The following is a 12205-nucleotide window of genomic DNA, read 5'->3' on the forward strand; positions in this document are numbered from 1 at the left end:
GTGGTGGGGGCGGCGGTGCGGCGGGTTGCGGCGGCGGACGGTGAAACTGCTCGAATCGCTGCTCGGGCTCGGGCGGCGGGGCCATGTACGGGGGTTCCTGCGAGACCAGGTAGGGAGCCTCGGGCGGGACGTCGTAGGCGCTCCGGGAGGCCTCCCGCGGAGGCGGCGCCTGGCGCGGCGGCAACAGCGGCTCCTCGGGCACGTCGATGATCGCCTCATCGTCGGCCCGCCGGTCGGTGCGGCCGTGCGGGTTGTCCTGGTAGGCCGACGTCACGCGATCGCTGGACACCCAATCGGCGCTCTCGCCGTTTCGCTCCCAGTCGCTGTAGGTGCGTGCGCGGGGCGCCTCGGTCTCGAGCGTCTCCAGCGCCGGGCGGTCCTGAAGGTCGGTGTCGAACAGGATCTCCAGGCTGGTCCGCAACGCGGCCAGCTCCGCACGCAGCGCGGCGACGTCGTCGGCGGCCTGGGCGCGCAGCTCCGACGCCAGCTCACGGCGCAGCTGGGACTCCACGGTCAACTCGTATTCGCGGCGGGCCGAGATCTCCCGGTCCAACTGCAGGTCGTAGACGAGCTTGAGGTCACGCACGCGGGATTGATCAGCATCGCTTTGCCGGCGGTAGAGCACCGACACGAACGCGCCGGCGACTGCGGCCCACAGCGCCAGGATTACAGCGAGCTTGAGGAGTTCCACCCGATTGGTGAAAACCAGTGCGGAACTGGCCCCCATTGCGAGGACCAGCAACGCGGTCAAGAGCACCCACCCCGGCCTGCGACCGCCGCGCCGGACCCGGGCGCCGCGGGACAGAACGGTCATGGCCTGAAGAGTACCTGTGCGAGGTCAATCCGCGTGTCGCACCGGTCCGGCGTGCCGCTGGCCATCCGGCGACCCCGGCGGGGCTTCAGCTTTCCGCGCCCTCGCCGTGCTCGGTCGGATCCTGCGGGGATTTGCAGCAATGCTGCAGCCACAGCGCGGCAACCACGAGCGCCAAAGCGCTGACCGCCGCCACCACCGTCCCGGTGGTGTCCTCGGCGGCGACCCGCAGCCATGACCGCCGCGGCAGAAAGTACACCAGCACCCCGACCCACCAACCCAGCACGAGCGCGCCGACCCACGCCGACGCCTTGGCGACCATCAGGCTGCGCGCGACGGCAAGCGGATGCAGCCAGCCGGGCCCGTCGCCGATTTCGCCCTCGTTGATCTTGCCCCGCACGTGGCGCGCCCACAGCGCCTCGCCGATGGCGACCGCGAGCAGCGACAGCCCGGTCCAGATCGTGATGGGCGGGAACCACCGGTAGAGCTGGATGACCAGGAGGTAACCCACCACCGCAGCCCCCACCACCGCGGCCGTCAGGTCACGTTTCCTGGTCGGGCCCATCAGCGCCGCGATTCCCGGCTCGCTGCGGACTCCAGCGTCAGGCCGGATAGCCGGACGCCTTCCCGGTCGGCCGGCTCCAGCTCGGCCAGCAGGCGGGCGACCGGCCGCGGACCCCCGGCGACGGTGAGCCGAGCATCCGGCTCGATGGCCAGCCACGGGACCATCACGAAAGCGCGCAGGTGCGCCAGTGGATGCGGCAGCGTCAGGTTGGGCTCGCGGGCGATCACCTCGGTGTCGTCGTAGCAGGCGATCAGGTCGACGTCGAGGGTGCGCGGTCCCCAACGTTCGCCGCGAACCCGGCCCGCTGAGTGCTCGAAGTCCTGGGCCCGCCGCAGCCAGGCCTGCCCGTCGCGGTCGGGGTCGTCGGCGATCACCACCGCGTTGAGGAAGGGTGCCTGCTCCACGCCGCCCCAGGGGTCCGTCTCGTACACCGGGGAGACCGCGAGCACCGCGTCGCCGAGCCCGTCGACGACGGACTGCAACCGTGCCAGCCGGTCACCGAGATTGGAGCCGATGGACAGGACGACCCGCGTCATAGCGCTCCGCCCGCGGGGACAACCGAGCCGCGGCCACCACGCCGCGACCGCCGGACCACCACCGCGACGTCGTCGAACCGCTGCGGGATCGGCGCTTGCGGCTTGTGCACCACTACCTCGACGGCGTGCACCCGTTCGTCGTCCATCACCTTCCCGGCGATCTCGCCCCCGACGGTTTCGATGAGGTTGCGCGGCGGCCCGGCGACGACGTCGGCGGCGAGCTTGGCCAGCGCGGCGTAGTCGTAGGTGTCGGCCAGCTCGTCGCTTGCCGCGGCGTCGGCCAGGTCGATCCATACCGTGATGTCGACGACGAATTCCTGGCCGTGGGCGCGCTCGTGTTCCAACACTCCGTGCCGGCCGCGAACCGCCAAGCCGCGCAACTCTATTCGATCAGCCATGCGTCCACGCCCCGACGACTTTGAGCGCGTCGACCGACGCCCGCACGTCGTGCACCCGCACACCCCAGGCCCCATGCAGCGCGGCCAGTGCCGAAATCACGGCGGTGGCCGTCTCGCGCCCGTCGGGCGGTCGCGGCGACCCGTCGGGACCGGTCAGCAACGTGCCGAGGAACCGCTTGCGCGAGGCACCCAGAAGCACCGGCACACCCGTCGCCACCAGCTGCGGCAGGGCATGCAGCAGCGCCCAATTGTGTTGTCCCGTCTTGGCGAATCCCAGCCCGGGGTCGATCACCAGCTTCGCCGGATCCACGCCCGCGGCGACCGCGGCGTCAACGCTGGCGAGCAATTCGGAACGCACCTCGGCCACCACGTCGTAATAATGCGGGGCCTCGTGCGGCCTGTCGGAGGACACCGAGCGCCAGTGCATCAGCACCCAGGTCGCGCCGGCCTCGGCCACCAGCGGCGCCATCGCCGGGTCGGCCCGCCCACCGGACACGTCGTTGACGATCCGCGCGCCGCTCTGCAGCGCCGCTTGCGCGACGTCGGCGTGCATGGTGTCGATGCTCACGGTAATGCCCTGTGCCGCAAGTTCTTTGACGACGGGAACCACGCGCGAGGCCTCGACCCGAGGGTCGATGCGGGCTGCGCCGGGCCTGGTCGACTCGCCGCCGACATCGATGATTCCCGCGCCTTCGCTGACCATTGCGAGCCCATGTGCGACGGCGCTGTCCGCATCGAGGTAGCGCCCGCCATCCGAGAATGAATCGTCAGTGACGTTCAGAACCCCCATGACCTGCACAGGCGCCGGACTCACTTACGAAGGATGAGGTCGAGCGCTTCCGCTCGAGAAGCGGCGTTGGTTTTGAACAGGCCGCGCACCGCCGACGTCGTGGTGACGGCGCCGGGCTTGCGGACACCGCGCATCGCCATGCACAGGTGCTCGGCCTCGACGACGACGATCACCCCGGAGGGATCGAGTTGCCGGACCAAAGCGTCGGCGATCTGGCTGGTGAGCCGCTCCTGCACCTGGGGCCTCTTGGCGTACAGGTCGACCATGCGCGCGATCTTCGACAGGCCGGTCACCCGGCCGTCCTTGCCGGGGATGTAGCCGACGTGCGCCACACCGTGAAACGACACCAGGTGGTGCTCGCAGGTGGAGTACATCGGTATTTCTTTGACGATCACCAGCTCGTCGTGCTCTTCGTCGAACATCGTGTTGAGCACGCTGTCGGGGTCGGTGTAGAGCCCGGCGAACATTTCCCGATAGGCACGGGCGACGCGGGCCGGCGTCTCCCGCAAGCCATCCCGGCCGGGGTCCTCGCCGATCGCGATCAGCAACTCGCGGATGGCGGCCTCGGCACGTGACTGGTCGAACTTCCGTACGCGCCCCGTCGCGTGACGGGAACCCGGCCCCAGATCCGGCAACGCCATCGAATCCTCCGTTCGTCAGCCGTGGGCCGGCGGGTTGGACCGGCTCACATCCTCATCCGGCTGGTCAGGGGATTTCTGCGTATCCGGGGTGGGCTGACCAGGCGGCGGATAGGGCGGATAGGGCGGATAAGACTGGTGGCCCTGGCCCGGGTAGCTCGGTGCCGGCTGCGGCCAATACGGCTGCTGGGGCGGCGCGGGCGGATACCAATGGCCTTGCGGTTGCTGCGGCGGCCAGCCCGGCGCGTGCCAACCGGCCGGGGCGCCGTAGTCGGGCCGGGTGGGGCCGTGGGCCGCGCCCTGACGTTCGCCTTGACCGTGAGAACCGTTGGGGCCGTGGGCATTTCGGTCGGCCTCGACGCGCGCGGCCTCGGCGGCCTGGCTGGCCGCTGCGATGGCCGCCTTGAAGGCCGGCTCGGCGACCGGCGGGGGCCAGGGCTCGCCGCGCTCGATGGCCAGTTCGCCCGGCGTCTTGATGGGCGGCTTGTCCGACGGGATGCGGCCGCCGAAATCGTCGAACATGGTGAGCCGGGGCCGCTTTTCGACGCCGGCGAAGATCCCCTCGAGTTCGGCGCGGTGCAGGGTCTCCTTTTCCAGCAGCTCGCCGGCCAAGGTGTCGAGGATGTCGCGGTATTCGGTGAGGATCTCCCACGCTTCGGTGTGCGCGGCCTCGATCAGCTTGCGCACCTCGTCGTCGATGTCGCGGGCGACCTCGTGTGAGTAGTCGGCCTGCGTGCCCATGGTGCGGCCGAGGAAGGGGTCGCCGTGTTCGGTGCCGTACTTGACCGCGCCGAGCTTGGAACTCATGCCGAATTCGGTGACCATCGCGCGGGCGACCTTGGTGGCTTGCTCGATGTCCGACACCGCGCCGGTGGTCGGCTCGCGGAACACCAATTCCTCGGCGGCGCGCCCACCCATCGCGAACACCAACTGCGCAATCATCTCCGAGCGGGTCCGCAGGCCCTTGTCTTCCTCCGGCACCGCCACCGCGTGCCCACCGGTGCGCCCGCGGGCCAGGATGGTCACCTTGTAGACCGGGTCGATGTCGGGCATCGCCCAGGCCGCCAGCGTGTGCCCACCCTCGTGGTAGGCGGTGATCTTCTTCTCCTGCTCGCTGATGATCCGGCCCTTGCGGCGTGGCCCGCCGATCACCCGGTCCACCGCCTCCTCCAAGGCCGGGCCGGTGATGACGGTGCCGTTCTCACGCGCGGTCAGCAGCGCCGCCTCGTTGATCACGTTGGCCAGGTCGGCACCGGTCATGCCGACGGTGCGCTTGGCGAGCCCGTCCAGGTCGGCATCCGGGGCGATCGGCTTGCCCTTGGAATGCACCCGCAGGACGGCGCGGCGGCCGGCCAGGTCGGGGTTGGTCACCGGGATCTGCCGGTCGAAGCGCCCGGGCCGCAGTAGGGCCGGGTCGAGGATGTCGGGCCGGTTGGTGGCCGCGATCAGGATGACGCCGGCGCGGTCGCCGAAACCGTCCATCTCGACCAGCAACTGGTTCAGCGTCTGCTCGCGCTCGTCATGGCCACCGCCGAGACCGGCGCCACGCTGGCGGCCCACCGCGTCGATCTCGTCGACGAAGATGATGCACGGGCTGTTCTGCTTGGCCTGCTCGAACAGGTCGCGCACCCGCGATGCGCCGACCCCGACGAACATCTCGACGAAGTCCGAGCCGGAGATCGTGAAGAACGGCACCCCGGCCTCACCGGCGACCGCGCGGGCCAGCAGCGTCTTGCCGGTTCCCGGCGGCCCGTACAGCAACACGCCCTTGGGGATCTTGGCGCCCAGCGCCTGATACCGGCTGGGATTCTGCAGGAAGTCCTTGATCTCGTAGAGCTCCTCGACCGCCTCGTCGACGCCCGCGACGTCGGCGAAGGTGGTCTTGGGCATGTCCTTGGACAGCTGCTTGGCGCGCGATTTGCCGAAGCCGAAGCCCATCCGGGCGCCGCCCTGCATGCGCGAGAACATCACGAACAGGCCCACCAGCAATAGCAGCGGCAGCACGTAGACAAGCAGCTCGCCCAGGATGCTGCCTTCGTTGACGACGGTGCTGACCTTCGCGTTCTTGGCGTTGAGCGCGTTGAAGAGGTCGACGGCGTACCCGCTGGGGTACTTGGTGATGACCTTGTCCGAATTCTCGGTGTCGTTGTTGCCCTTCTTGAGGGTCAACCGCAATTGCTGCTCACGGTCATCGATCTGCGCGCTCTTGACGTTGTCGCCGTTGATCTGTGCCATCGCCACCGAGGTGTCGACGGGCTTGTACCCGCGGGTGTCGTCGCTGAAATAGAAGAACGACCAGCCGAGCAGCACCACGACGGCGATCGCCGTCACGGTGCGAATCACGTTTTTCCGGTTCATCAATCATCGGCCGTTGCGGCCAAGTCCTTCCCTATCCACACGCAGCTGGAAAAGTCCAGGCTACCGCTCGTGGCGATCGCCAGCGCCGGTGGAGCCGGGGCGCAGCGGGTCGCCACCATCTGCACAGACAACGACCGGCTGTTCCCGATGGGCGGCCGAGTGTGCGGCTCGCCGCACGCTCGTCGCCCAGCGTGCGGCTGGCCGCACATTCGGCGGGGCGCCTACTCGTAGTAGCGGGCCTCGATGACATTGCCGTCGGGATCGCGGAAGTAGTAGCCCTGCGGCGCCCATCCTCGGGCTCCGTAGGTGCGGTTCAGCCGCGCGCTGGTGTCCACGCCCTCGGCCTGCAGACGGCGGTCCAGCGCGTCGTATTCGGACTTCGACAGCGCCAGGCAGACGTGATTGACGGGATGGCCCGCGCTGCCCTCGACCTTCGTGAGGGATTCGGTCGCGCCAGCGCTATCGATCGGCGAGAGGTCGATGATCGAGTCCTCGCTGACCCGCACGCTCGGAAACGGCGCGTCACCGGCCTCGAACTCGGTGAACCGCACGGGCGCGAGCCCGACCACCCGGGTGTAGAAGTCCATCGAGGCGCGCGCATCCTTCGTCCACAAGACGACATGGTCCAGCCGCTTCACGCCGAGTCACCTTTCGTTGAGATGTCTTGCCGCGATATCTACCACGATGTCAGGCCTTCTCAGCCCACCGGCGTTGTGATTTGGTGAGGCATGCCCTCGTCTAAGCCCTTATCAACCGAACGGTTAGTAGACACCAATGGTGTGCAGTTGCGGGTCGTCGAAGCCGGGGACCGCGGCGCGCCCACGGTGGTCCTGGCGCACGGCTTTCCCGAGCTGGCCTACTCATGGCGGCACCAGATTCCGGCCCTCGCCGAGGCGGGCTACCACGTGTTGGCGCCCGATCAGCGCGGTTACGGCGGGTCGTCGGCTCCGGATGCGATCGAGGCCTACAACATTCACGAGTTGACCGCCGACATCGTCGGGCTGCTCGATGACGTCGGCGCCGAACGCGCCGTCTGGGTCGGTCACGACTGGGGTGCCCCCGTGGCGTGGCATGCGCCGCTGCTGCACCCCGACCGGGTCTCGGCGGTAGTGGGGTTGAGCGTCCCGCCGCTGCCCCGCTCGCACGTCGCGCCGACCAAAGCGTGGCGCAAGCTATTCGGCGAAAACTTCTTCTACATCCTGTATTTCCAGGAACCGGGCGTCGCCGACGCCGAACTCAACGCCGACCCCGCCAGGGTGATTCGGCGCATGATGGGCGGCCTGCGGGCATCCGGTGGCCAGGACGCGCTGGTGCGGATGGCTACCCCCGGTCCGGCGGGCTTCATCGATCGCCTTCCCGAGCCCGACGGGCTGCCGGACTGGATAAGCCAGGACGAGCTCGACCGCTACATCGAAGAGTTCTCCCGCACCGGATTCACCGGCGGGCTGAACTGGTATCGCAATTTCGACCGCAACTGGGAGACCACCCCCGAACTCGACGGCGCGAAAATCTCGGTGCCGTGTTTGTTCATCGGCGGGTCGGCCGATCCCGTGCTGTCCTTCACCCGCGCCGACCGCGCTTCGCAGGTGGTTTCCGGGCCGTACCGTCAGGTGATGCTCGACGGCGCGGGACACTGGCTGCAGCAAGAGCGACCCGACGAGGTCAATGCGGCACTGCTGGACTTCCTCGACGGATTGGAGCTGCGATGAACGCCCCCCTGCGCTTCGGCGTCTTCATCACACCGTTTCATCCGATCGGCCAATCCCCAACGGTCGCACTCGAATACGACATGGAGCGTGTCGTCGCGCTCGACCGCCTGGGCTTCGACGAAGCGTGGTTCGGCGAACACCACTCCGGCGGTTACGAGCTGATCGCGTGCCCGGAGGTGTTCATCGCGGCCGCGGCGGAGCGGACCAAGCACATCCGGCTGGGAACCGGTGTGGTCTCGCTGCCGTATCACCATCCGCTCATGGTGGCCGATCGCTGGGTGCTGCTGGACCACCTGACCCGCGGCCGGGCCATGTTCGGTACCGGCCCGGGCGCGCTGCCGTCGGACGCCTACATGATGGGAATCGACCCGATCGAGCAGCGCCGGATGATGCAGGAGTCCCTCGAGGCGATCCTCGCCCTGTTTCGCGCCGCGCCCGACGAGCGAATCGATTGCCACTCCGACTGGTTCACGCTGCGCGACGCCCAGCTGCATATCCGCCCCTACACCTGGCCCTATCCGGAAATCGCCACGGCCGCAATGATTTCGCCGTCCGGGCCGCGCCTGGCCGGCGCCCTCGGCACGTCGCTGCTGTCACTGTCGATGTCGGTGCCCGGCGGCTACGCCGCCCTGGAAAACACCTGGGAGGTGGTTCGCGAACAGGCCGACAAAGTCGGCCGGGACGAGCCCGACCGAGCCGATTGGCGGGTGCTGAGCATCATGCACATCGCGGATAGCCGCGACCAGGCGATCGACGACTGCACCTACGGGTTGCAGGACTTCGCCAACTATTTCGGCGCCGCCGGGTTCGTTCCGCTGGCCAACACGGTCGACGGCGCGCAGACGCCCCACGAATTTGTCGAAGACTATGCGGCCAAAGGCAATTGCTGCATCGGCACGCCCGACGACGCGATCGCGCACATCGAAGATCTGCTCGAACGCTCGGGGGGCTTCGGGACGCTGCTCATGCTCGGTCACGACTGGGCGTCGCCCGAAGCGACGTACCACTGTTATGACCTGATGGCCCGCAAGGTGATTCCCCATTTCAAGGGACAGCTGCAGGCGTCGCGGTCGTCTCACGACTGGGCGAAGGGCCACCGCGATCAGTTGATCGGCCGCGCCGGTGAGGCCGTGGTGAAGGCCATCACCGAGCATGTCGACGAGCACAAGTTGGAAAGCGAGAAGAGCTGATGCGCGCCTCGGTATTGCGGGACGGCCGGATGGTCTACCGCGACGACGTCCCCGACCCGGTTCCCGAATCCGGCCAGGTGCTGGTCGCGGTCCGGTCGTGCGGAATCTGCGGTTCTGACTTACATTTCGCGGCACACGGGTCCGAGGTGATGGCGCTGACCGATCGGATGGGTGGCGACGCCGCGGGTGGGATGAGCCTCGACCTGAGTCGGGACATCTTCATGGGTCACGAGTTCAGCGCCGAGGTACTCGAGGCCGGGCCGGACACCGAAACACATCCCCCGGGAACGCTGGTCACCTCGCTTCCCGTGTTGCTGTCCAGCAAGGGCGTCGAGCCCATCGTCTATAGCAACACGACGGTCGGCGGTTACGCCGAACGGATGCTGCTATCGGCCCCGCTGCTGATGCCGATCCCGAACGGCCTCGATTTCAAGCATGCCGCGCTGACCGAACCCATGGCGGTGGGGTTGCACGCGGTCAACAAGTCGAACATCGCGCCGGGGGAGACGGCCCTAGTGCTCGGTTGCGGTCCGATCGGCATCGCGATCATCGCGTCGCTTCGCGCCCGCGGCGTGGAAACCATTGTGGCATCGGATTTTTCGCCGAAGCGCCGCGAGCTGGCGACCGCGATGGGCGCGCATCGGACGCTGGATCCGGCGCAGGGCTCGCCCTTCGACAGCGTCAAGCCGGCGGTGGTGTTCGAGGCGGTCGGGGTGCCGGGAATCCTTGACGACGTGCTGTTGCGGGCGCGTCCGGGCACCCGGCTGGTCGTCGCGGGGGTGTGTATGCAGCCCGACACCGTGCATCCCTTCTTCGCGATCGCCAAGGAGATCAACGTGCAGTTCGTCCTCGCCTACAGCCCGGATGAATTCGCCGACTCACTGCGCGCCCTCGCCGAAGGCGACATCGACGTCACCCCGCTGATCACCGGCGAGGTAGGCCTGGACGGGGTCGGCGCGGCCTTCGATGACCTCGCCGACCCCGAGCGGCACTGCAAGATTCTCGTCACTCCCTAGGCCATGGTGGCGACCCGCCGCGCCCGGCTACGCCGCGCTTGCGATCGCCACTAGGCCCAGCTGGATCCCACGGCGCTGTCGGTGTTGGCCATGTTGCCGCCCGCGGTCTGGACCTTTTGCCCATGCGCGTTGGCCTGCTCGTAGATCACCTGAAAGTTGCGGCCCAAGTCGGTGATGAACTGCTGGCAGGCCATCGAGCCGGCGCCGCCCCAAAAGTCGCCGGCGGCAAGCACATCGCGAACGATAGCCTGGTGCTCGGCTTCCAGCGATGCGGCCTGTGCGCGGATGAGGGCGCCGTGGGCGTCGACGTCGCCGAATTGATAGTTGATCGTCATCGTAAAAGTCTCCTGTTGTTCGGTCGGTTGGTTAGCTGCCCAGAATCTGCTGGGAGGCCTGCTCTTGCTGCTCGTAGTTGCCGGCATCGCGAACCAGTCCGTCGCTGACTCCGTGCAGCATGTTCACGATGTTTCGGAACGCCTGATTCATCTGGCCCATGGTGTCCAGCGAGGTCGCCTGAGCGGTCCCACTCCAGCCGGCGCCGGCGATGTTTTGCGACGACGCCCACATCTTGCGGGCCTCGTCCTCCACGGTCTGCGCGTGCATCTCGAAACGGCCCGCCATGTCCCGCATCAGTTGCGGATCGGTCATGAATCGTGTGGTCATTAATGGTCTCCTTGAATGAGTTGTGGTGTGTGGTGAGTGGTCAGTGATAAACGAAAGCGCTTGTCCCCCTTTCCGTTATCCGACGAGACTGGTGCGCGGTAGTACGACTACGCGGGGCGCCTCGACGGCGCCGGATCCGCGAATCTCCATGCCCCCGACGGTGCTCGCGGGGATGCCCCGGGCCATCATCGGTGCACCCGCGGGGGCGCCGGCAGCCGGAGCGACATCAGGCGTGGCCGCGGCCGAGACCGCTTGTCCCGCAGGGGTCCATCCGGGCGGGACAGACAGGCCGCCGACCGAAGTGGCCTGGCCCAGCGCGGCCGACGGCATCAGCCGCGCCGGCATCTCCGGAACGCGCGCGGGAGCCAGCGCGGGAGACAACCGTTCCATGTCGGGCAGCACTGGTCGAGGGCCAACCAATGGTTCCCGCGCCGCCATGCCGAGACCCAGAGCGGCGGGCTGTTCCATCCCGCTCAGCCCCGAGGTGCCCCCGCCCTGCCCGAGGAGGCCGCCGAGTACGTCGCCGAAACTGCCGACGCCGGATTCGACGGGGCCGGCCAGTGTCGATGCGGATGTCAACGCGTTGTTGGCCGCTTGGGTAGTCATCCCCTGGACGGCGCCGGCGGCCGCCCCAGCCGGATTGGTCGTGGCCGGGGCCGGCGCCATCGGTGTGAGCATGGCCGCGGCCGCCGAGGCACCCGCATAGGCATACATCGCGGCCGCGTCCTGGGCCCACATCTCGCCGTAGTGCGCCTCGGTGGCCGCGATCGCGGCGGCGTTGATGCCCAGGAAATTGGTCGCGATCAGGGTCATCAGCAGGGCCCGGTTGGCGGCGATCATCGGCGGGGGCACGGTGGCCGCAAAAGCCGCCTCGTGTGCGGCCGCCGCCGCGGCCGCCTGCATCCCCGCCTGCTCGGCCTGCGCCGCGGTGCTCTGCATCCAGGCCAGGTAGGGCGCGGCGGCGGTGGCCATCGATGCCGCAGACGGACCCTGCCACCCCGCGTCGGCCAGTTCGAGGATCACCGAGCCGTAGCCCGCGGCGGCCATGCGCAGCTCGGCGGCCAGCCCCTCCCAGGCCGCGGCCGCGGCGAGCATCGGCGCCGATCCCGGGCCGGCGTACATCAGCCCGGAGTTGATTTCCGGAGGCAACGCACCGAAATCCATTGATATATCCCTTTCTTCGATTCGTTTGTTCTTGTGTTAAAGCGCTACTTGGCCGGCACCTTGTAAGACGGCGCCTTGTAGACGGGCGCCGCGGGCTCCTCGTATGCGGGCAACGGGTGCTTGTAGGCGGGCAGCGGCTCCTTGTACTCCGGCACCGCGGGGTCCTTATACGCAGGCGCGGCAGGGTCCTTGTATGCGGGCAACGGTTCCGTGTGCTCGGCTCCCGCCGTGGCCGGTTGAGCGTCGACGGGCGTCGCGGACGCGCCCGTGGCCGGTGTGGCCGGTTGAGCGTCGACAGGCGTCGCGGACGCGCCCGTGGCCGGTGTGGCCGGTTGAGCGTCGACAGGAGGCGCGGACCCCGGGTGGG

Annotated in this window: 13 protein-coding genes and 2 pseudogenes; 3 read left to right on the plus strand and 12 right to left on the minus strand. The window is 68.5% G+C overall.

What is annotated here, in order from left to right; genetic code table 11:
• From ACQI5H_RS24175 to ACQI5H_RS24210, 8 genes and pseudogenes are all read right to left on the minus strand, one after another.
• On the minus strand, positions 1-814 hold an 814-nt coding region (locus tag ACQI5H_RS24175; RefSeq protein ID WP_427081823.1), incomplete at its 3' end, for a DUF6779 domain-containing protein.
• Positions 815-899: 85 nt separating this feature from the next.
• On the minus strand, positions 900-1376 hold the full coding sequence (locus tag ACQI5H_RS24180; RefSeq protein ID WP_427081824.1) for a DUF3180 domain-containing protein: 477 nt from the start codon (positions 1374-1376) through the stop codon (positions 900-902).
• On the minus strand, positions 1376-1912 hold the full coding sequence (folK, locus tag ACQI5H_RS24185) for a 2-amino-4-hydroxy-6-hydroxymethyldihydropteridine diphosphokinase (protein WP_427081825.1): 537 nt from the start codon (positions 1910-1912) through the stop codon (positions 1376-1378). The genes ACQI5H_RS24180 and folK overlap by 1 nt, the downstream gene beginning before the upstream one ends.
• On the minus strand, positions 1909-2259 hold the full coding sequence (folB, locus tag ACQI5H_RS24190; RefSeq protein ID WP_427081835.1) for a dihydroneopterin aldolase: 351 nt from the start codon (positions 2257-2259) through the stop codon (positions 1909-1911). The genes folK and folB overlap by 4 nt, the downstream gene beginning before the upstream one ends.
• 24 nt (positions 2260-2283) lie before the next feature.
• Positions 2284-3124, minus strand: a pseudogene (gene folP / locus ACQI5H_RS24195) (dihydropteroate synthase); the annotation flags it as partial.
• Positions 3121-3741, minus strand: coding sequence for a GTP cyclohydrolase I FolE (folE, locus tag ACQI5H_RS24200; RefSeq protein ID WP_427081826.1), 621 nt, complete (start codon positions 3739-3741; stop codon positions 3121-3123). The pseudogene folP and the gene folE, both read right to left, overlap by 4 nt.
• 15 nt (positions 3742-3756) lie before the next feature.
• Positions 3757-6096 (minus strand): ATP-dependent zinc metalloprotease FtsH, encoded by a 2340-nt coding sequence (ftsH, locus tag ACQI5H_RS24205; protein ID WP_427081827.1) that lies wholly within the window; start codon positions 6094-6096, stop codon positions 3757-3759.
• 221 nt (positions 6097-6317) lie between these two features.
• Complete coding sequence (locus ACQI5H_RS24210) at positions 6318-6734, minus strand: VOC family protein (RefSeq protein ID WP_427081828.1); 417 nt, start codon at positions 6732-6734, stop codon at positions 6318-6320.
• A gap of 90 nt (positions 6735-6824) precedes the next feature.
• On the opposite strand from ACQI5H_RS24210, the gene ACQI5H_RS24215 reads away from it, so the two are divergent.
• From ACQI5H_RS24215 to ACQI5H_RS24225, 3 genes are read left to right on the plus strand one after another with little or no spacing between them, the layout of a single operon-like run.
• Positions 6825-7805 (plus strand): alpha/beta fold hydrolase, encoded by a 981-nt coding sequence (locus ACQI5H_RS24215; RefSeq protein ID WP_427081829.1) that lies wholly within the window; start codon positions 6825-6827, stop codon positions 7803-7805.
• Positions 7802-8995: an LLM class flavin-dependent oxidoreductase gene (locus tag ACQI5H_RS24220; protein ID WP_427081830.1), complete on the plus strand. Its 1194-nt coding sequence runs from the start codon at positions 7802-7804 to the stop codon at positions 8993-8995. Before ACQI5H_RS24215 ends, ACQI5H_RS24220 begins: the two co-directional genes overlap by 4 nt.
• Complete coding sequence (locus tag ACQI5H_RS24225; RefSeq protein ID WP_427081831.1) at positions 8995-10011, plus strand: zinc-binding dehydrogenase; 1017 nt, start codon at positions 8995-8997, stop codon at positions 10009-10011. Before ACQI5H_RS24220 ends, ACQI5H_RS24225 begins: the two co-directional genes overlap by 1 nt.
• Before the next feature lie 50 nt (positions 10012-10061).
• On the opposite strand, the gene ACQI5H_RS24230 is transcribed toward ACQI5H_RS24225, so the two are convergent.
• The 4 genes and pseudogenes from ACQI5H_RS24230 to ACQI5H_RS24245 all read right to left on the minus strand — a co-directional run.
• Positions 10062-10346 carry a WXG100 family type VII secretion target gene (locus ACQI5H_RS24230; protein ID WP_427081832.1) on the minus strand — a complete coding sequence of 95 codons (285 nt, stop codon included), beginning with the start codon at positions 10344-10346 and terminating at the stop codon, positions 10062-10064.
• Positions 10347-10377: 31 nt separating this feature from the next.
• Positions 10378-10674: a WXG100 family type VII secretion target gene (locus ACQI5H_RS24235; protein WP_427081833.1), complete on the minus strand. Its 297-nt coding sequence runs from the start codon at positions 10672-10674 to the stop codon at positions 10378-10380.
• A 75-nt stretch (positions 10675-10749) separates the two neighbouring features.
• Complete coding sequence (locus tag ACQI5H_RS24240; RefSeq protein WP_427081834.1) at positions 10750-11838, minus strand: PPE family protein; 1089 nt, start codon at positions 11836-11838, stop codon at positions 10750-10752.
• A gap of 44 nt (positions 11839-11882) precedes the next feature.
• Positions 11883-12205 (minus strand): annotated as a pseudogene (locus ACQI5H_RS24245) (hypothetical protein); the annotation flags it as partial.

It is taken from the genome of Mycobacterium heidelbergense (assembly GCF_050205645.1).
Classification (GTDB): domain Bacteria; phylum Actinomycetota; class Actinomycetes; order Mycobacteriales; family Mycobacteriaceae; genus Mycobacterium; species Mycobacterium heidelbergense_A.